At 71.9% G+C, this 18,771-nt stretch carries 16 protein-coding genes and 1 tRNA gene; 5 read left to right on the forward strand and 12 right to left on the reverse strand.

Annotation, left to right across the window (positions count from 1 at the left end; all coding sequences use genetic code 11):
- Positions 1-61: 61 nt before the first annotated feature.
- From OG985_RS27080 to OG985_RS27110, 7 genes are all read right to left on the reverse strand, one after another.
- Positions 62-550, reverse strand: a complete 489-nt coding sequence (locus tag OG985_RS27080; protein ID WP_371670940.1) for a hypothetical protein — start codon at positions 548-550, stop codon at positions 62-64.
- A gap of 63 nt (positions 551-613) precedes the next feature.
- Positions 614-1,216 carry an aminoacyl-tRNA hydrolase gene (pth, locus tag OG985_RS27085; RefSeq protein WP_371670941.1) on the reverse strand — a complete coding sequence of 201 codons (603 nt, stop codon included), beginning with the start codon at positions 1,214-1,216 and terminating at the stop codon, positions 614-616.
- Positions 1,217-1,300: 84 nt separating this feature from the next.
- Entirely contained in the window at positions 1,301-1,888 is a 588-nt protein-coding gene (locus tag OG985_RS27090) for a 50S ribosomal protein L25/general stress protein Ctc (RefSeq protein WP_371670942.1), read from the reverse strand.
- 191 nt (positions 1,889-2,079) lie between these two features.
- A complete protein-coding gene (locus OG985_RS27095) occupies positions 2,080-3,054 on the reverse strand; it encodes a ribose-phosphate diphosphokinase (RefSeq protein WP_371670943.1) in 975 nt (324 codons plus the stop codon).
- A gap of 132 nt (positions 3,055-3,186) precedes the next feature.
- A complete protein-coding gene (glmU, locus tag OG985_RS27100) occupies positions 3,187-4,635 on the reverse strand; it encodes a bifunctional UDP-N-acetylglucosamine diphosphorylase/glucosamine-1-phosphate N-acetyltransferase GlmU (protein ID WP_371670944.1) in 1,449 nt (482 codons plus the stop codon).
- Between the two features lie 116 nt (positions 4,636-4,751).
- Positions 4,752-4,822 (reverse strand) — tRNA-Gln (locus OG985_RS27105).
- 11 nt (positions 4,823-4,833) lie between these two features.
- The gene (locus OG985_RS27110; protein WP_371670945.1) at positions 4,834-5,706 is read right to left on the reverse strand and encodes a hypothetical protein; all 873 of its coding nucleotides are present in this window, start codon (positions 5,704-5,706) and stop codon (positions 4,834-4,836) included.
- Positions 5,707-5,873: 167 nt separating this feature from the next.
- Between OG985_RS27110 and OG985_RS27115 the strand changes: the two genes are divergently transcribed.
- The gene (locus tag OG985_RS27115) at positions 5,874-7,181 is read left to right on the forward strand and encodes a sensor histidine kinase (RefSeq protein ID WP_371670946.1); all 1,308 of its coding nucleotides are present in this window, start codon (positions 5,874-5,876) and stop codon (positions 7,179-7,181) included.
- Between the two features lie 264 nt (positions 7,182-7,445).
- Here the strand turns inward: OG985_RS27115 and OG985_RS27120 are convergent, their stop codons facing one another.
- Both OG985_RS27120 and OG985_RS27125 read right to left on the reverse strand, forming a co-directional pair.
- Positions 7,446-7,940, reverse strand: coding sequence for an SUKH-3 domain-containing protein (locus tag OG985_RS27120; RefSeq protein WP_371670947.1), 495 nt, complete (start codon positions 7,938-7,940; stop codon positions 7,446-7,448).
- Between the two features lie 119 nt (positions 7,941-8,059).
- Positions 8,060-8,596, reverse strand: a complete 537-nt coding sequence (locus tag OG985_RS27125) for a YwqJ-related putative deaminase (RefSeq protein WP_371670948.1) — start codon at positions 8,594-8,596, stop codon at positions 8,060-8,062.
- 341 nt (positions 8,597-8,937) lie between these two features.
- Between OG985_RS27125 and OG985_RS27130 the strand changes: the two genes are divergently transcribed.
- The 3 genes from OG985_RS27130 to OG985_RS27140 all read left to right on the forward strand — a co-directional run bounded on the left by OG985_RS27130 (position 8,938) and on the right by OG985_RS27140 (position 14,098).
- A complete protein-coding gene (locus OG985_RS27130; protein WP_371670949.1) occupies positions 8,938-9,990 on the forward strand; it encodes an SMI1/KNR4 family protein in 1,053 nt (350 codons plus the stop codon).
- Positions 9,991-9,998: 8 nt separating this feature from the next.
- Complete coding sequence (locus tag OG985_RS27135) at positions 9,999-12,983, forward strand: SUKH-4 family immunity protein (protein WP_371674506.1); 2,985 nt, start codon at positions 9,999-10,001, stop codon at positions 12,981-12,983.
- A gap of 224 nt (positions 12,984-13,207) precedes the next feature.
- A complete protein-coding gene (locus OG985_RS27140; RefSeq protein WP_371670950.1) occupies positions 13,208-14,098 on the forward strand; it encodes a cellulose-binding protein in 891 nt (296 codons plus the stop codon).
- A 103-nt stretch (positions 14,099-14,201) separates the two neighbouring features.
- On the opposite strand, the gene OG985_RS27145 is transcribed toward OG985_RS27140, so the two are convergent.
- Both OG985_RS27145 and OG985_RS27150 read right to left on the reverse strand, forming a co-directional pair.
- A complete protein-coding gene (locus OG985_RS27145; protein ID WP_371670951.1) occupies positions 14,202-15,812 on the reverse strand; it encodes a cation acetate symporter in 1,611 nt (536 codons plus the stop codon).
- Positions 15,809-16,255 (reverse strand): DUF485 domain-containing protein, encoded by a 447-nt coding sequence (locus OG985_RS27150; protein ID WP_371670952.1) that lies wholly within the window; start codon positions 16,253-16,255, stop codon positions 15,809-15,811. The genes OG985_RS27145 and OG985_RS27150 overlap by 4 nt, the downstream gene beginning before the upstream one ends.
- Before the next feature lie 385 nt (positions 16,256-16,640).
- On the opposite strand from OG985_RS27150, the gene OG985_RS27155 reads away from it, so the two are divergent.
- Complete coding sequence (locus OG985_RS27155) at positions 16,641-17,066, forward strand: hypothetical protein (protein ID WP_371670953.1); 426 nt, start codon at positions 16,641-16,643, stop codon at positions 17,064-17,066.
- Between the two features lie 37 nt (positions 17,067-17,103).
- Here OG985_RS27155 and OG985_RS27160 read toward each other — a convergent pair whose 3' ends face one another.
- A complete protein-coding gene (locus OG985_RS27160) occupies positions 17,104-18,600 on the reverse strand; it encodes an MFS transporter (RefSeq protein WP_371670954.1) in 1,497 nt (498 codons plus the stop codon).
- Between the last annotated feature and the right edge of the window lie 171 nt (positions 18,601-18,771).

Here is an 18,771-nt window from a genome sequence, read left to right on the forward strand (position 1 = left end):
CCGAGCTCGTACGAGGCTCGGGGGCACCGCCCGTCCGGCACGAGGCGTGGACCCTACGGCGTCAGAGCACCAGGAAGGTCGCGGTGAGCAGGGCGAGGCCCGAGCCGGCCATGACCCAGGCGAGCCGGACGCGCCGCAGCCCGCCCGCGATCACCACCGAGGCCAGCAACAGGGCGCCGCCGAACGGCACCCACGCGTACAGGACTCCGGCCGGGCCGGAGCGGACCACCTCGTCGCTGCCCGGCTTGACCACGACCGTGTACGTCCGGCCCGTGCGCACCGCGACGGTCTTCGCGACGACCACCCGGCCGCGCGCCGTCGCCCCCGCCGAGACCGGCGTGAAGGGACCGGTACAGGTGTCCGCGCCACACCGCGTCACCCGGATCGTCCCGCTCTCCCGGCCCTTGGTCAGCATCGCGTGCTGCGCGGTCCCCCAGGACCCCCACACACCCGCGATCAGGATCAGCACCGCGATGGCCGCCATCGCCGCGATCCGCCCGAAGCGCAGCACGGCGTGCGTGCCCTGACGGGAGGTGACGGCGGCATGCATGGCGGAGATCCTTGGCCATGGCCGCACTCCCGGTCAACTCGGGTGGGTCCGGCGCCGGACAAGTCAGGAGTTGTACGTTCCCTGAGCCCGCTCCAGCCCTTCGAGCACCAGGCACTCCACCGCATCCGCCGCCCGGTCCACGAGGTAGTCCAGCTCCTTGCGCTCCGCCGACGAGAAGTCCTTCAGCACGAAGTCCGCGACCTGCATACGACCCGGCGGCCGCCCGATCCCGAACCGCGCCCGGTGGTAGTCCGGCCCCATCGCCTTGGTCATCGACTTCAGACCGTTGTGCCCGTTGTCGCCGCCGCCGAGCTTGAGCCGCAGCGTGCCGTAGTCGATGTCGAGCTCGTCGTGCACCGCGACGATGTTTGCGGTCGGCACCTTGTAGAAGTCCCGCAGGCCGGTCACCGGCCCGCCCGACAGGTTCATGTACGACATCGGCTTCGCCAGGATCACCCGCCGGCTCGCCGGCCCCGGGGCTCCGATCCGCCCCTCCACGACCTGCGCCTGCGCCTTGCCCGCCCGCTTGAACCTCCCCCCGATCCGCCCGGCCAGCAGATCGGCCACCATGAAACCCACGTTGTGCCGGTTCATGGCGTACTCGGGCCCGGGATTACCCAGCCCCACGATCAGCCACGGGGCGCCTGCGTCGGTCGTCACGTCCATGTCTCCTTGAGTAACACGCCAGCCGCCGCCTCCCGGAGGAAGCAGCGGCTGGTGCTGGAGCCGGGATGTCCCGGCCGGCCGGACTCAGGCCTCGGCGGCCTCGTCGCCCTCGCCCTCGGCGGGAGCCTCCTCCGCCTGGGCGGCGAGGACCTGGAGGACGACCGCGTCCTCGTCGATGGCCAGGATGGTGCCCTCGGGCAGCGGGATGTCCTTGGCGAGGATGGAGGCACCGGCCTCCAGGCCCTCGATGGAGACGGTGACCGACTCGGGGATGTGGGTGGCCTCGGCCTCGACGGTCAGCGTGCTCAGCACGTGCTCGAGCAGGTAGGCGCCCGGCGCGAGGTCACCCTCGGTCTGGACGTAGACCTCGACGTTGACCTTCTCACCGCTGCGGACGAGCAGCAGGTCGACGTGCTCCAGGTAGCCCTTGATCGCGTCGCGCTGCACGGCCTTCGGGATGGCGAGCTGGGTCTTGCCCTCGAGCTCGAGGGAGAGCAGGACGTTCGGGGTGCGCAGGGCGAGCAGCAGCTCGTGGCCCGGCAGCGTGATGTGGACCGGGTCGCCACCGTGACCGTAGACGACGGCGGGAACCTTGCTGTCACGGCGGATGCGGCGGGCGGCACCCTTGCCGAACTCGGTGCGGGTCTCGGCGGCGAGCTTGACCTCGGACATGTTCACTCCTCGTAGAACTGGGGGAAGGTGGTCACCCGGCCAAACCATCGGCCTGCTACGAAGAGCGCGTCGATAACGGACCGCCGTACACAGCCTCTTGCGAAGCGGTACGGCCTCCCTCGCCGAGCAACTCGAGCAGTCTACTCGGCCGGGAGGCCGTACCCAAAAGGATCTTCGCCGCGAGCGGAGACCTACTGCTCGTCGAACAGGCTCGTCACCGAACCGTCCTCGAACACCTCACGCACCGCGCTCGCGATCGTCGGCGCGATCGACAGCACCGTGATCTTGTCCAGCTGCAGTTCACCCGGCGTCGGCAGGGAGTTGGTGAACACGAACTCGCTGACCTTCGAGTTCTTCAGCCGGTCCGCCGCCGGACCCGACAGCACACCGTGCGTCGCCGTCACGATGACGTCCTCCGCGCCGTGCGCGAACAACGCGTCCGCGGCCGCGACGATCGTGCCACCGGTGTCGATCATGTCGTCGACCAGGACACAGACCCGGCCCTCGACCTCACCGACGACCTCGTGGACGGTCACCTGGTTCGCCACGTCCTTGTCCCGCCGCTTGTGCACGATCGCCAGCGGCGCCCCGAGACGGTCGCACCAGCGGTCGGCGACCCGCACCCGGCCCGCGTCCGGGGACACGACGGTGAGCTTGTTGCGGTCGACCTTGCGGCCCACGTAGTCCGCGAGCAGCGGCAGTGCGAACAGGTGGTCCACCGGGCCGTCGAAGAAGCCCTGGATCTGGTCCGTGTGCAGATCCACGGTCAGGATGCGGTCCGCACCCGCCGTCTTCATCATGTCCGCGATCAGCCGCGCGGAGATCGGCTCACGCCCACGGTGCTTCTTGTCCTGCCGGGCGTAACCGTAGAACGGCACGATCACCGTGATGGAGCGGGCCGACGCGCGCTTCAACGCGTCGATCATGATCAGCTGCTCCATGATCCATTTGTTGATCGGAGCCGTGTGGCTCTGGATCAGGAAACAGTCCGCACCGCGGGCGGACTCCTGGTAGCGGACGTAGATCTCACCGTTGGCGAAGTCGAAGGCCTTCGTCGGGACAACCCCGATACCCAGCTGCTGGGCAATTTCCTCGGCAAGCTCGGGGTGGGCGCGGCCGGAGAAGAACATCATCTTCTTCTCGCCGGTCGTCTTGATCCCGGTCACAGAACTGTCTCCTCAGAGGTGTCTCAGCTGGGTGTCGAGAAGACCTCTCCGGCGGGCGCGAGAGGGCCTCTCAGCTGGGGATGCGGGTGTGCATCTATCACGGTACGCCGTCACGGACGTGCCTGTTTCCGGTCAGCTTTCGCCTTCCGGCTCCCGAGAAGCCGCCTCGGCCGCCTTCGCCGCCGCGCTCCCCGGACGCTTGCGGGCCACCCAACCCTCGATATTCCGCTGCTGACCACGGGCCACGGCCAGCGAACCGGGCGGCACATCCTTCGTGATCACGGACCCGGCGGCGGTGTAGGCACCGTCCCCGACCGTGACGGGAGCCACAAACATGTTGTCCGAACCCGTCTTGCAGTGTGAACCGACGGTGGTGTGGTGCTTGCTCTCCCCGTCGTAGTTCACGAAGACGCTCGCGGCACCGATGTTGCTGTACTCACCGATCGTCGCGTCACCGACGTAGGACAGGTGCGGGACCTTGGTTCCCTCGCCGATCGACGCGTTCTTCGTCTCGACGTACGTACCGATCTTGGACTTGAGCCCAAGCCGGGTACCGGGCCGCAGATAGGCGTACGGCCCGACGGTCGCCTGCGGTCCCACGTGCGCGCCGTCGGCCACCGTGTTGTCGAGCCGGGCGCCCGCGCCCACCACGGTGTCCCTCAGGCGGCTGTTGGGGCCCACCTCGGCGCCCTCGCCCAGGTGGGTGGCCCCCTGCAACTGCGTGCCCGGGTGGACGACCGCGTCCCGCTCGAAGGTGACCGTGACGTCGACCCACGTCGTCGCCGGGTCGACCACGGTCACACCGGCCAGCATGGCCCGGTTCAGCAGCAGGTCGTTCAGCGTGCGCCGGGCCTCGGAGAGCTGCACCCGGTTGTTGATCCCGGCGATCTCCCGGTGGTCGGCCGCGACCGAGGCGCCGACCCGGTGACCGGCCTCCCGGAGGATGCCGAGCACGTCCGTGAGGTACTCCTCGCCCTGACTGTTGTCCGTACGCACCTTGCCGAGCGCGTCCGCGAGGAGCTGCCCATCGAACGCGAACACCCCGGAGTTGATCTCACGGATCGCCCGCTGCGAGTCGGAGGCGTCCTTGTGCTCGACGATCGCCGTGACGGCACCCGAGACCCCGTCGCGCACGATCCGGCCGTAGCCGGTCGCGTCCGGCACCTCCGCCGTCAGCACGGTCACCGCGTTGCCGTCGGCGGAGTGCGTCGCGGCGAGCGCCCGCAGCGTCTCACCGCTCAGCAGCGGAGTGTCACCACAGACCACGACCACCGTCCCGTCGACCGGGCCGCCCAACTCCTCCAGCGCCATGCGGACGGCGTGCCCGGTGCCGTTCTGCTGCGCCTGGACCGCGGTACGGACCCGCGGGTCGGCCTCGGTCAGGTGCGCGACGACCTGCTCCCGTGCGTGTCCGACGACGACGACCAGGTTCTCCGGGTCCAACTCACGTGCGGCGGCGAGCACATGACCCACCAGGGAACGACCACAGATCTCATGCAGGACCTTGGGTGTGGCCGACTTCATACGGGTGCCCTCACCCGCTGCGAGAACGACGACGGCGGCCGGGCGAATGGCGCTCACGGGGTTGCCCTTCGGCTTTCAATGGCTGTGGGTGGACATCCGCAGGATACCGGGGCGTTTCGCGGGGGACATGAGAGTGGGCCCTGACAGTGCTGTCAGGGCCCACATCGCAAGGGCTCCCGGAGAAGGATTCGAACCCTCATTCAACGGACCAAAACCGTTTGTCCTGCCCTTAGACGATCCGGGATGGTTTTAGCGCTATGTCCGATTCCGTTGATCGGCTTCTCGCGCGGACTCCACTATGCCGCACCAGGAGCCCTCGATGCGACGGTACAAGTCGGAACCCTTCAGGACTTTGATGACCAAGCAGCCGCGGTAGGAATCCCCGGTGTTCTTGCGTGCGGTCTTTGGGTTGTGTTTCTTCAGGGTCGTCTTGTGGAACCTGGAACGGTCCGCTCCGACGAGGTCGGCCCAGTACTGCTCGGCGCCCGTCACGTCCGCGTTTTCATGGATCATCACGGCGTACCGAAGGCGCTCTCGTTCCACTTCCAGTAGGTCGAGCCAGGCCAGGAACACCTCGATCATGCCCGGGTCGCTATTGACGAAGGTGACGTTCTCTCGTCGGTCGTACGGCTTGTCCTTGGTGCCCTCGGCCCAGTACAGGCCGACACCCAGCAGGAAGAGCTCCCGGTCGGACATCGTGCCAACCTTCTGCGCAGCGGTTTTCTTGATCCGCTGCCGCTCCTCGTCACGTACCGCCAGCTCGTGGTCCCATCGTTTGCGCGCGGCCAGCTTCGCCTGTTCTGTCGGGTCGCGCCGTTCGGGTTTCGGTAGATCCCGCACCCAGAGTGAGATCGAGCTCTTCGAGCACCCCAGTTCCGTCTGGATCCGGTCGTACGTCCAGCCCTGGAGCCGTAGCTCCCTCGCCCTGTCTCTGAGGTCGTCCTTCGCGTTCGGGCGTTTCGTCCATTCCGGGGGAGGCTCGCCCTCAAGGAGTCGGTTGAGGATGTCGTTGTTGTCGACGTGAAGCCGGTCGCGGATCTGTCGGCGGCTCAGTCCGCCCCGTCGCAGGGCCATCGCCTGCTTCCTGAGCCCCTCGAAGTCCGCGTACTTGTCCCGTGTAGGTGCCATGGGCACACCCTCCGGGCGGAATCGGATCTTCCGGTGTCGAACGGTGCGCGATTCAGCAGTTCGAAGGATACCGGGCGGTTTCGTTGCCGTTCGATCGCGGAGAGTGGTGTAGGCCAGTCGCGGAAACTCACCGGAAACGGGACGCCCGCCGCCCGTAGTCTGGAGCCATGACCACGACGGGGGAAGACCACGCGACGGCCTTGGAAGGGCCGTGGTGGTGGGCCAGGTGGCGCAGTGCGGCTCTCGATGTGAGCCTGGCGTTCGTTTCCGCGCTCGAATGCGCGCTGGAGGGGATTCCGTTCGCGCAGGACGCGGGGGTCCCGCCCGCCGCGGGGATCGTGTTCGGGCTGTTGGCCGGCTCCGTGCTGGTGGTGCGGCGCAAGTGGCCGATCGCCGTCGTGCTGGTGTCGATCGCGATCACGCCCGCCCAGATGGGCTTCCTGATGGGCATCGTCGGGCTCTACACGCTGGCCGCGTCGGAGCTGCCCCGCCGGATCATCGCCTCGCTGGCCGGGATGTCGCTGGTGGGGACGTTGATCGTGACGTTCGTCCGGGTGCGGCAGGACATGGCGCGAGGGGATCTGACCCTCGGGGACTGGTTCGTGCCGTTCGCCGCGATCGCGACCTCGCTCGGGCTGACCGCGCCGCCACTGCTGCTGGGGCTGTACGTGGGGGCCAGGCGGCGGCTGATGGAGAGCCTGCGCGAGCGGGCGGACGATCTCGAGCGGGAGCTGCAGCTGCTCGCCGAGCGCGCGGAGGAACGGGCGGAGTGGGCGCGTAACGAGGAGCGGACCCGGATCGCGCGGGAGATGCACGACGTCGTGGCGCACCGGGTGAGCCTGATGGTCGTGCACGCGGCCGCTCTGCAGGTGGTCGCGCGCAAGGACCCGGACAAGGCGGTGCGCAACGCCGTACTGGTCGGGGACATGGGGCGGCAGGCGCTGACCGAACTGCGCGAGATGCTCGGGGTGCTGCGCAGCGGGGACGGGCTGGACCGGCGCGAGCGGGCGGCCGTGCCGCTGGCGGCGGTGGGCGCGGTCGCGGCGGCCGCCGCCTCCCGGATGGCCGACGACGCGGAGGGGCCGTGTCTGTCGGAACTGGACGAGCTGATCGGGCAGTCGGCCGCGGCGGGGATGGTCGTCGACCTGTCGGTGGAGGGCGACGAGCGGGTGTACGCGGCGGAGATCGAGCAGACCGCGTTCCGTGTGGTGCAGGAGGCGTTGACCAACGTCCACAAGCACGCGGCGGGTGCGAAGACGCATGTGCGGCTGGCGCACCGGATCTCGGAGATCGCGATGCAGGTGGAGAACGAGCCGCCGCCGGAGATGTCCTCGGCCTCCGCGGCTCGGCTGCCGTCCGGCGGCAACGGTCTGCTCGGGATGAAGGAGCGGGTCGTCGCGCTGGGCGGCGTTTTCGTGTCGGGGCCGACGGACGCGGGGGGTTTCCGGGTGTCGGCGGTGATTCCGGCGTCGTAGGCGCCGCGGGGTGCTGGGTGCGGGGCCGCCGCTGGCTGCTGGGTGCGTGGCGTGTGGCGCATTGGGGGTGCGCGTGGCGCGTCACGTGTGGCGCTTCGGGGTGCGGGGCCGCTGGCTGCTGGGTGCGTGGCGTGTGGCGCATTGACGGTGCGCGTGGCGCGTGACGTGTGGCGCTTTGGGCGGGAGTGGGGGCCGGGCGTCCGGGGCTGTCGGGTGCTCGGCGCCAGGGGCGGTGGGCGGGTGTCGGTGGGAGGCTGCGGGAGGTCAGCCGGCGGTGAGCCGTACGGGTTCGGTGCCTGCGACGAGTCCGGCGAGGGCCTGGTCGATGTCGGGGCCGATGTACCAGTCGCCGGTGTGGTCCAGGGCGTAGACGCGGCCGTCGCTGTCCATGGCGAGGAGGGCCTCCGTCTCGGTCTCGGTGCCCAGGGGGCAGATCTCGGTGTCGAGGGCGCGGCCGAGGTCGCCGAGGGTGCGGGCCATGTGCAGGCCGTACAGCGGGTCGAGGTGGAGGGCCGCGGGGGCGACCTGGCGGCCGGGGCCGGTGGGCGTGACGTGGAGGCCGCCGAACTCGGCCCAGGCCTCGACGGCCGCGGGGAAGACGGCGTGCCGGTGTCCGGCGGGTGAGGTGTGCTCGCGCAGGGCGTCGGCCCAGATCTCGGCCTGCTTTATGTCCCAGCGTCCGGGCTGCCAGCCGGCGGCGCGCAGGGCGGCGTCGACGGGTACGGGAAAGCGTGTGGTGGAGGTGCGGTCGGTGTGCATCTGCCCTTCGTCCGTCGAGATCGTGCGGGTCGCGGTCCGGCGCCGGGGCGTCGTCGCGCGTCTTGCGTGCTGCGTCCTGCGTCCTGCGTTGTGCGGGAAGGCCCGCCCGGGGTCAGCCGTCAGTCGTCAGCCGCTGTCGGGTCGACGATGCGGACGCCGAAGTGGGCGCTGAGGGCGGTGCAGGCGCGGCAGGGCGCGGCGAAACCGCCGTGGAGCGGGTCGCCGTCCTCCCGGATGCGGCGGGTGGTGAGTTTGGCCTGCTTGAGGGCCTTGCGGGCCTCGCCGTTGGTCATCGGTCTGCGGGCGGCGCGTCTGCTGCGTTCGGCGTCGGCGGCGGCGATGTGGCGGGAGATCAGGATGGTCTCGGCGCAGCGGCCGGTGAAGCGGTCGCGCTGGGCGCTGCCGAGGCTGTCCAGGAAGTCCTGGACGAGGTGGTGCAGGGCGGGCGTCTGATCGCCGCGCGCGGCGGTGCCGGTGAGGGTGGCGCCGCGGACGGACAGGGCGGCGGCGACGGTGGGGAGTATGCCGTCGCGGCGGTGGCGGAGTACGGGGGCGTGCGCGATCTCGGTGCTGCTCCAGCCGACCCGGGGGTCGCCGGAGGCACCAGGCGGCGGCCCCGTCTGTGGTCCTGCTTCTGTCGTGTTCATGATCTTCATCCCCTCCCGGGCGTCCCCCCGGTCGACACAGAGTGCCAAATGGCGTGGCTGGTGCGGAAGCTGGGGCGATGCGACACGCCCGGGTTTGGGCGGGCTGTCACGAGGGGGTGACGGCTGGTCACGGAAGCGGACGGGTGCTGACCGGTGCCCGGTGACCGGTGTCGTCGTACCGCATAGGCTGTCGGCACCGCGATCCGAGGGATCCACGCGGTCGGCGCGGTCAACGCGTGGGTGACAGACGGTCGAGACGGAAGTCGAGACGGACGAGACAGTCGATACGGGGCGTAGTGGCCGGATGGGGTCACTACGGGTCGTACAGAGTGCCGCAGGGGGCAACCGCCATGACGACAGGTCGGCTCGGGCTGGGGGCACCTCCCGGCAGCCAGGCCGGGGGACAAGCCGCGCCGCCGAACGCGGCCTACGCCGGGCAGGTCGTGCACTTCCCGGACCCGGTCCGGGCGGCCCGCCACCCCAGAGGGGTACGGGTGGACGAGTACGGCTACCCCGACTTCTCGCCCTACGCGCGTGCGGTCGCGGAGATCGCCGAGCCGCCGGAGGGCTTCGGCGTCGACGAGTTGCGGCTCACCGACTACGTGTCGGCGAACGCGGCGCTGGCGGCGAGCGGACACGAGTTGTGGGACACGGTTCCCGCGGTGGCGACCCCGCACGGCTGGACCTGGCACCACGCGGTGGGCGGTCGTCGGCTGGAGCTGGTCCCGGTCGAGGTGAAGGCGCTGCTGCGGCACCACGGCGGGGTGGCGACGTCCGGCGTCGACCAGGACAAGCGGGGTACGCGGCCGTTGCAGGAGACGCGGCCCGCGCACTTTGCGCTGCCCAAGTCCGGTGTGGCGGTGACCGAGTCGCAGGTGCAGGGCGTCGAGGAGGACCTCGGCTACCGGCTGCCGGGCGCGTACCGGTCGTTCCTGAAGGTGGCGGGCGGGTGCGCGCCGGTGGGTACGGCGCTGGACGCCGAGCTGGGGCTGCTGATCGACCAGCCGTTCTTCACGGTGCGGGACGAGGCCGCGGTCAACGACCTGGTGTACGTCAACAAGTGCCTGCGCGACCATCTGACCAAGGACTACCTGGGCGTCGGCTTCGTCCAGGGCGGGCTGCTGGCGGTGAAGGTGAAGGGCGAGCGGGTCGGTTCGGTGTGGTTCTGCGCGTACGACGACGCCCGGGACGTCGATCCCGCCTGGGCGCCCGCGGAACGCGTGGAGCGGCTGCTGCTGCCCTGCGGTGAGGACTTCGACGTGTTCCTGGCGCGGCTGGCGGGCTCTCCGCCGGAGTTGGAGACGGTGGCGAACCTGATGGTGGACGGCGGGTTCGCGCACCCGGTGCCCGTGTCGCCGGAGTCGGCGTCTTCGGTGTCCTCGGCGTCTTCGGTGGGGGAGTGAGCTCGACGATGGTGACCTTCGCGCAGGCGCAGGAGCGCGCCGAGGAATGGATCAACGGGGATGTGCCCTCGTACCAGCATCGCGAGGTGCGGGTGCGGGAGTTCGGCCTCGGCTTCGTGGTCTGGGCCGAGGACCGGGCGGAGGGGCCGCGGTCGGACGGGGGTGCGCAGCGGCTGGTGCTCGCCCGCGACAGCGGCGAGGCGACGCTGTGGCCCGCGCTGCCGGTGGGCGAGGTGATTCGCCGGTACGAGGAGGAGTACGGCCGCCCGGACCCCGCGGACGAGCCGGCGCCGGCGTCTTCGGCCCGGGTCGATCTGAACCAGACGTCGTTCCTGCTGAGTCCGCCGGAGTGGCTGCAGGAGGCGGCGGACAAGCTGGGCATTCCGGACCGGCGGGGTGACGGGCCGGGTGCCTCCCCCGCCGGGGACTCGCTGCCGCAGACGCAGGCGGGCGTGCCCGCCGCGGCCGCCGGGTCCGGTGCGCCTTCCGGGGCCGCTCCCTGGGCCGGGACCGACACCAACGGCGACGCCGGCGAGGACCGCTCCGTACCGCTGCCCGCGACCGTGTTCGCGCCGCCGCTGAGCGGTGACGACGAGACCCCGCCGCCCGCGGGCCTGGCCGACGCCAAGACGGCCCTGATCTCGGGCGGCAGCCAACTTCCCCCGACCGCGGTCGCTCCGGCATTCGACCCGAACGCGCCGGCGGCGCCGAACGCGCCGGCGGCGCAGGGGCCGGGCGCCGGCCAGGGGCACGGACCCGGAGGCCGGCAAGGTCCCGGTGGCCCTGGGGTGGCTGGGGCCTCGGGGGCGCCAGGTGCTCCGGGTGCACCGGGTGTTCCGGGTGCCCCGGGTGCGCCGGGCGGCGGTCCGTTGCCGTCCTCGCCTCCGGCCGGGGCGTCCTCGTACGGCTATCCGCAGGGGGTCGGCGCGGCCGCCGCTCCGGGTGCCCCGTTCCCGGGTGGACCGCAGGGCGCGCCCTCTCCGTCGAGTGTGTCGTCGTACGGCTATCCGCAGGGCTCGGGTGCGTCCTCACCTCCGCCGCCTCCGGGTTATCCGCAGGGCTCGGGTGCGGGTTCGCCTCCGCCGTCTCCGGGGCAGGCCGGTGCGCAGGGTGCGCCGTCTCCGTCGTCGTACGGCTATCCGCAGGGTCCGAACGCGTCTTCGCCTCCGCCGCCTCCGGGGGGCCCGCGGGGGCCGGTTGCGTCCTCGCTTCCTTCGCCGCCTCCGGGCGGTCCGCAGGGATCGGGTGCGTCCTCGCTTCCGGGCGGTCCCGGTGCGCCGGGGCGGTCGCTTTCGCCGGACGCCGGGGACATCGCCGACGCCGCGACGAGCAAGGCGGCGCCTCAGCCGCGCCGGGCGCGTGGCGCGGGCGCCGTTCCGCCTCCGCCGGGTGCTCCGGGAGCCCCTGGCGCGCGGCCGGGCAACGTCCCTCCGCCGGCCGGACCCGGTGCGCCGGGCGCACCGGCCGGTGGCTACGTGCCCACCCAGCTCGTGTCGGCGCTCGGTCCCGACGGTCCTGCGACACCGGCCGGCCCCGCGGGTGCCCCGGCGCCGGACGCGCCCCGCGCCCCCGGTGCGCCGAACCCGCCCGGCGGTACGCCGTCGGGTGAGGTGGATCACGCCGCCACCGTGTTCGCCGACCCCGGTCGCACGGGTGCGCCGCCTCCGCCGAGCGCTCCGGGTATGCCTGGCGCGCCCCGCGCGCCGCAGTCTCCCGGCGCCCCGGGCACACCTCGGCCTCCCGGCCCGCAGGGCTCCGCGGGGGGCGCGCAGGGTGCCGTTCACCACGCGGAGACCGTGCTGGCCGCGCCCCCGGTGGTCGGCCCCGGCGCTCCCCCGCCGCCGCACGCTCCGGGTGCTCCGGGTGCTCCGGGCGGCTCTCAGCCGATGGCGCCCGGCGCCGGCGCGATGCCGCCGCCCGGTGTCGTGCCGCCGGGTGCGATGCCGCCGCCCGGTCAGCCGCTGCCGGGGCAGCCCGGGCCCGGGCAGCAGCCGCCCGCGTACGGGTACCCGCAGGGGCAGCCGACGGTCGGACCGGGATACCAGGCCGTGCTGCGCTTCCGCGCGCAGGACGGTTCCGAGCAGCAGCTGATCCGGCGTTCGGCGCCGGGGACGCCGCACCCGGAGTGGCAGATCTTCCACGAGCTGCGCGCGATGAACGTTCCGCCGAACCAGGTGCTCGAACTGCACACGGAGCTGGAGTCGTGCGAGCTGCCCGGCGCGTACTGCGCGCGGATGATCCGGGAGCAGTGGCCGCAGGCGCGGCTCGCGAGCATCGCGCCGTACGGAACGGACCACGCGAGCCGGCAGCAGGGCATGCGGCAACTGTTGGCGCACCAGGGCGAGTTGCACCAGGTGGCCGACGGTCCCGCACGCTCCGCCCCGGTGCGTGCGCCGTTGCCGCAGGTGCAGTCGGCGCCGCCGATTCCGCCGGAGGGTGTCGCACAGGAGGTGGCGGGCGCGTTCGGGCCGGGGGTCTTCCGGTTCGAGCAGGCCGCCGTCTCCCGGCAGGGTGTGCCGCCGGTCGTGGCGCACTCGCTGGTGGTGGCGGGACTGCCGATGGACATGGGCCCGTTCTTCTGGGCGCAGGCCCAGCCGGGACGTCCGGTGCCCACGCTGGCGGAGCTGGCGCAGGAGCGCGGGGTGCAGCCGGCGCCGGACGCGGGCTCGTACCTCGTGATGGGCAGCGACTTCGGACGGGCGCTCTGCGTGCAGTACGGCACCGCGAACATCGTGGCCGTGCCCGTGGAGGCGGGGCCGGGCGGTGCTCCCGTACCGCCGCAGTTCGTGAACACGGGACTGCCCGAGTTCCAGCGCTGCCTCGCGCTGCTGGGCCGGATGTGGCGGCTGCGGTTCGGCCTGAACCAGGAACAGGCGGGCCGCTGGACCGTCGACTTCCAGGCGCAGCTCGTGTCCCTGGACCCGGCGGCGCTCGGTTCGCCGGAGAGCTGGTGGTCGGTGTTGCTGGAGCAGATGTGGGACGGACTGCTGTGAGGTGACACGTCGTCGCCGGCACCGCGTGTGTGGGGCGACCGTGCCGTGACACGCGTGTCGCGAAGGGCCGGGCCCGGTCGTGAGATCGGGTCCGGCCCTTTCGCATGTCCTCGGCGCCCGTAACCTGCGCACGGAGTGTCGCGTTATGAACATTTCCGCTCGATACATCAGGATATGCGCGAAATCATTATTTTCGCGTCCGTTCGGCGGAAAGGGATTCCAGGATGAACAGCGCACCGGTCTCGACCCGCGACTTCGTGGCGGCACGGGGCCGCGGCTACCGTCCCGACCAGGTCGAGGCGTACGCCGCGGCGCTCTCCCGGAACCGTGACGCCGCGTGGGAGCGGGCGGCCCGTCTCACCGTCCTCGCCCGGCAGATGGAGGCCGAGGTGGTGGAGCTGCGGGAGACCGTGGCACGGCTGGCCCCGCAGACGTACGAGGCGCTCGGGGAACGCGCGCGGCAGCTCTTCGCGCTCGGGCAGGAGGAGGCCGCGGCCGTCCGGGACGGCGCCCGCGAGGAGGCGCGGCGGCTGGTGGGCGAGGCGCAGGCGCGCGCGGCCGAGGGGGAGCAGGACGCGCGGACGCACGCGGACGCCGTCCTTGCCGAGGCCGACGACCGCGCGAGGCAGCGGCTGCTCGCGGCGCGCGCCGAGGCCGACGAGATCCGGATCGCGGCTCGACTCGAGGTGAAGGAGAGCCGCGGGGAGTCGCTGGCCGCGCTGCGCGAGGTACGGCAGCGCACCACGGCAATGCTGGCCGAGCAGGCCAAGGAGCACGCGGAGCGATGGGCCGAGGCCGAGCGGGAGGCCGAGGAGCGCGCGGCCGCGCTGGACGCACGGCACGCCGAACGGGTGGCGCGCGCGGAGGCGGGTCTGTCCGAGGCGAAGCAGGCGTTCGCCGAGGCGGAGGCCGCGGTGCGGCAACGGCAGGAGGACGCCCGGGAGCGGGCCGCGGAGGTGGTGGCCGAGGCGCGGGTGCGGGAGGAGCGGATCGTGCGGGAGACCGAGCGGGTGCTGCGGGAGCACGGCGAGCGGTGGGACGACGTGCGCGCGCACATGGACAACGTACGGAACAGTCTGACGGCCCTGACGGGACGGGCGGCCTCACAGGAGTGAGCCGCCCGTCCGTGTGACCCGGCACCGAGCGCGAGCCCGGCACCTCTTCACCGCCCTCGCGGACGGTCGTGGCCCCCGGGGCCGTCACCTCACGCGCCGCCCGTCACCGCCCCTTCCGGACCGCGCCCGCCAGAATCCACCCCTCCACCGCTTCGTACTGCTTCCGCTGTTCCTCCGACTTCCTCCGGCCGGAGGCCACCGTGCCGAGCCAGCCGAAGGCGAAGCCGGCCGGGATGGACACCAGGCCGGTGGTGGTGAAGGGGAACCAGTTGAAGTCGGCCTCGGGGAAGGCTGAGGCGGGGGAGCCGGAGACGAGGTTCGTGCCCGGCATCAGGAGCAGGACCGTGAGCGAGCCGCCGATCAGGGTGCACAGCAGGCCGGCCCGGGTGTAGCGGCGCCAGAAGAGGCTGTAGACGAGGGCGGGCGCGATGGCCGAGGCGCCCAGGCAGAAGGACAGCGTCACCAGCGGTTGCAGGCTGCGGTGCTGGACCAGTGTCGCGAGCACGATCGCCGGGATGCCGACGGCCAGCGCCGACAGCCGGGCCAGTGTCATCTCGCGGCGGGCCGACATGTCCTGCACGCGGGCCGCGAAGACGTCGTGGGCCAGGGAGTTGGCGCAGGCGAGGATCATGCCGGCGACGGAGGCGAGCAGCGTGAGGAAGATCGCCGTGGTGACCGTGGTGAACAGGAGGGACTCCGCGGTCGAGACGTCCGCGCCGAAGGCGGCCCGGGAGCCGAGGAGGTAGGCCGTGTTGCCCTGCGGGTCCGCCTGCGCGATGACCGCCCGCCCGATGAGCGCGGTGGCACCGAACCCGACGACCGTGATGACGAGCACGAACAGGACCACGGAGGACACCGCCCAGGACATCGAGCGGCGCACCTGGCGGGCGCTGGAGGCGGTGTACATGCGCATGGTGACGTGCGGCAGACAGCCGCCGCCGAGCACCACGGACAACTGGGCCGTGATCATGTCGATGCGGGGGTTCGGCCCGCCCGCGAACTCGATGCCCGAGTGGAGGAAGGCCGAGCCCACACCACTCTGCTTCGCCGCCGCGTCGAACAGCGCGCCCGGGTCCCAGTCGAATCTGTGCAGGATCAGCACGGCGACCCCGATGCCCGAGCCGAGCAGCATGACGATCTTCAGGATCTGGATGAGGGCGGTGCCCTTCATGCCGCCGATGGCCGCGTAGCTGATCATCAGGATGCCCAGGCCGATGATGCAGCCGGTCTTCAGCGAGTCGCCGGAGAAGCCGAGGATGAACGCCACCAACTGGCCGGTGCCCGCGAGCTGCACCAGCATCAGCGGCAGCAGCGCGGCGAGGGTCACCCCGCACGCGGCGATGCGCACCGAACGTCCCGGCATCCGTCGGGTCAGCGCGTCGCCCATGGTGAACCGGCCCGCGTTGCGCAGGGGTTCGGCCAGCAGGAACATCAGCAGCATCAGCGACAGCGCCGTACTGAGGGCCAGCACGACCCCGTCGTAACCGCACAGCGCGATCACTCCGCCGGTGCCCAGCACCGACGCCGCCGAGATGTAGTCGCCGCCGATGGCCAGGCCGTTGCGCAGGGGGGACAGGGAGCCGTAGCCGGTGTAGAACTCGTCGAGGTCGTCGCGGTCCGGGCCGGTCATCACGCACAGCAGGAGCGTGATGGTGGCGATGGCGGAGAACCCCACCAGGGACATCGCCTGCGCCGAGTCGCTGAATCCCGTCATCGCCGCACCGCCTCACGCTTCGCGTCCAGTTGGGACTGCTTGCGGATGCGGTCCGCGATGGGGTCGACGCGGCGGCGGGCGGTGTGCTCGTACAGGATCACGGCCAGCCAGGTGACGGGCAGTTGGATCAGGGCGAGCAGCAGGCCGGTGGGCAGGCCGTCGGTGACGGTCGTCGACATCACCGACGGGGCGAACGCGGACAGCACCAGGAAGAGCGTGAAGTAGCCCAGCGCGGTGAACGTGGCCACGCGCCGCTGCCACCGGTACGCGGTGCGCAGCACGCGCAGGTCGCTGTGGTGCCCGAGCGGGGCGTGGTGCGCGGTGCGCCGCGGGGACGGCTCGGGCGGGGCGGGCGGTTGCCACGGATAGGTGTCGTAGGACGGTGACGCGTGGCGTGGCGGACGTTCCGGATACGGGTACGACGGGGACGTGTCGTAGGACATCCCGGTGCTCCTTGCGTGGCTCGGGTCCGGCACGGCGGACCGCAGGGAGGTGGGGGGTGGGTGAGCGGAGTCACGCACGTTACTCGCCGGTTCGTGGTTGCGCGAGGGTTTCACCAAACTGATCGGTCGGTAGGCGCTCGCTGCGCTGACCTCGGGTGTTACCCGCGTTAACTCCGACCTTTGGTCGCTCAATCACCCAACCGCCGTCCGGCCGGGGCGCGTTGGCCGCCCCCTCGCGGCGGACGTGACGTCGCCTTTGTCCCCTCCTGTACTTGAAGCCCGTATGTCAGGAAAACAATGACGCAGAGGCGGCGCGGGCGGCTGGGTACCATACGGCGTCGGCCGCCGAGGGGCGGTCGCGGGGGATTGACCGGGGGACCGACCGATGACTGACGCCACCGACGCGACAGACGCGCCAGACGCCGCCGGAGTGACCGGGTTCGTGATGCCGGCAACCGTGCGTGGGGCGCAACTCGTCGTGCACGCTTTCGCGTTCACCGGCCTCGTCGTCGTGCTGACCCTGTCGGAGACCCTGAACTCCCGCGGACTCGGCCAACTGATGGCGCCCTGGCTGCTGGTCTGGGTGTGCGCGCTGCTCGCCCTGACCTACGACGGCAGCGCGCGGCACGGCGTACGGCTCGCGACCTGTCTGCTGCTCGGCTTCGTCGTCGCCGGCTCCCTCGGCGCGGTCGCCCGGGCCGACGAGCCGGCCGCCTTCCTCGACGCGGCCCTGCGCGTCCTGTTCGGGCTGCCGGCGATCGTCCTGTTGTCCCTGCCGGAGTCGACGGACTGGTTCCGGCGGGCCAGGTGAACGGCGGCCCGCCCCGCGACGTGCGCTCCCTGAACCCTCACTCCTTGAGGACGGGAAACCTGCGGGGCGCCCACACCAGGAGCACCAGGAAGGCCAGGACGGCCGCGCCCGCCGCGCCCAGGTAGACCGCGTGGACCGCCTCCGCGATCGCCCGGCGGGTGGACTCCGGGGCGGTGCCGGCGTCCAGGGCGTGGGTCACCGAGTCCAGGTCGCTCGCGCCGCCCAGCCGCGCCGCCAGCACGCCGTTGGCGATCGCGCCGAACACCGAGGCCCCGATGGTCTGGCCGGTCTGACGGCAGAACAGGACGGACGCCGTCGTCGTGCCGCGCTCTGCCCAGACCACCGTGGACTGGACACCGACGATCAGCGGCAGCTGGAACAGTCCCAGCGCCCCGCCCAACAGCAGCATCAGCAGGGCGGGTTGCCAGGCCGCTCCCGGATACGGCAGGAACGGGAACGCCAGCAGGATCAGGGCGGCCGCGCCGATGCCCAGCATCGCCGTGTTGCGGAAGCCGATCCGCCGGTACACGTGCTGGCTCAGCGCCGCCGACACTGGCCAGCTCAGCGTCCACACCGACAGGACGAACCCGGCGGCCACGGGAGCCAGGCCGAGGACCGACTGGGCGTACGTGGGCAGGAAGACCGACGGTGCCACCATCAACAGCCCCAGCGCGCCGAGCGCGAGGTTGACCGCGGCGATCGTACGGCGGCGCCACACCCAGCCCGGGATGATGGGTTCGGCCGCCCGGCGCTCGACCAGCACGACGAGCGCCGCAAGGGCGAGCCCCGTACCGAACAGGGCCAGCGAGGGCGCCGACAGCCACGGCCAGGCCACCCCGCCCTGCACCAGGGCCGTGATCAGGACGCCGCCGCACGCGAACACCGCGAGCGCCCCCGCCCAGTCGACCCGCGGACGGCCGGCGGGCCGCGCCCGCTCCGGCTCGTGCAGGTGCCGGACGATCAGCCACAGCGCGACCGCGCCGATCGGCAGGTTCACGAGGAAGATCCAGCGCCAGTCCGCGTACGCCGCCAGCATCCCGCCGATGCCCGGTCCGGCGATCGCGGACACCGCCCACACCGTGGACAGCCTGGACTGGATCTTCGGGCGTTCCCGCAGCGGATACAGGTCCGCCGCCAGGGTCTGCACCGTGCCCTGCAACGCCCCGCCGCCCAGCCCCTGCACCACCCGGAAGGCGATCAGCGCGCCCATGTTCCAGGCCACGGCACACAGCAGCGAGCCGAGCAGGAAGACGACCGCGCCGATGACCAGCACCGGTTTGCGGCCGAAGGTGTCGGACAGCTTGCCGTACACCGGCAGGGTCACGGTCACGGCCAGCAGATAGCCCGAGAAGAGCCAGGAGAAGACGGAGAAGCCGCCCAGGTCGCCGACGATCTGCGGGACGGCGGTGGACACGATGGTGGAGTCGAGTGCCGCCAGCGCCATCGCGAGCATCAGCGCCGCGACGACGGCGCCACGCCTCTCCGGTCCGGTACTCCGCGCGGCCTCCTGTATCGCGGGTGCGGTGTCGCCCACGCGGATTCCTTCCCCCTGCATCCATCTGCCGCAGGACAGCTTCCCACTTGCCCCTGACGCGACGGGAGGGTGGAGCCTGACCGGGCCGGACGGTGGAGGCGACCCCGAGATCGGCTCCACCCGAAGGTGGACTGCCCCTAGGGGTACCTCCGTCCTACGGCTCGGGGAGGG

Origin of the sequence: Streptomyces sp. NBC_00289 (genome assembly GCF_041435115.1) — a bacterium.
In the GTDB taxonomy this organism is placed as follows: Bacteria; Actinomycetota; Actinomycetes; order Streptomycetales; family Streptomycetaceae; genus Streptomyces.

What these genes read in the sequence shown, in the direction of transcription:
- OG985_RS27120 (WP_371670947.1), bottom strand. Translation starts at nt 7,940, where the DNA reads ATGCACACCGACCGCACCTCCACCACACGCTTTCCCGTACCCGTCGAC.
- OG985_RS27115 (WP_371670946.1), top strand. Translation starts at nt 5,874, where the DNA reads ATGACCACGACGGGGGAAGACCACGCGACGGCCTTGGAAGGGCCGTGG.
- OG985_RS27145 (WP_371670951.1), bottom strand. Translation starts at nt 15,812, where the DNA reads ATGACGGGATTCAGCGACTCGGCGCAGGCGATGTCCCTGGTGGGGTTC.
- OG985_RS27135 (WP_371674506.1), top strand. Translation starts at nt 9,999, where the DNA reads ATGGTGACCTTCGCGCAGGCGCAGGAGCGCGCCGAGGAATGGATCAAC.
- OG985_RS27125 (WP_371670948.1), bottom strand. Translation starts at nt 8,596, where the DNA reads ATGAAGATCATGAACACGACAGAAGCAGGACCACAGACGGGGCCGCCG.
- OG985_RS27155 (WP_371670953.1), top strand. Translation starts at nt 16,641, where the DNA reads ATGACTGACGCCACCGACGCGACAGACGCGCCAGACGCCGCCGGAGTG.
- OG985_RS27130 (WP_371670949.1), top strand. Translation starts at nt 8,938, where the DNA reads ATGACGACAGGTCGGCTCGGGCTGGGGGCACCTCCCGGCAGCCAGGCC.
- OG985_RS27080 (WP_371670940.1), bottom strand. Translation starts at nt 550, where the DNA reads ATGCATGCCGCCGTCACCTCCCGTCAGGGCACGCACGCCGTGCTGCGC.
- pth (WP_371670941.1), bottom strand. Translation starts at nt 1,216, where the DNA reads ATGGACGTGACGACCGACGCAGGCGCCCCGTGGCTGATCGTGGGGCTG.
- OG985_RS27140 (WP_371670950.1), top strand. Translation starts at nt 13,208, where the DNA reads ATGAACAGCGCACCGGTCTCGACCCGCGACTTCGTGGCGGCACGGGGC.
- OG985_RS27150 (WP_371670952.1), bottom strand. Translation starts at nt 16,255, where the DNA reads ATGTCCTACGACACGTCCCCGTCGTACCCGTATCCGGAACGTCCGCCA.
- OG985_RS27110 (WP_371670945.1), bottom strand. Translation starts at nt 5,706, where the DNA reads ATGGCACCTACACGGGACAAGTACGCGGACTTCGAGGGGCTCAGGAAG.
- OG985_RS27090 (WP_371670942.1), bottom strand. Translation starts at nt 1,888, where the DNA reads ATGTCCGAGGTCAAGCTCGCCGCCGAGACCCGCACCGAGTTCGGCAAG.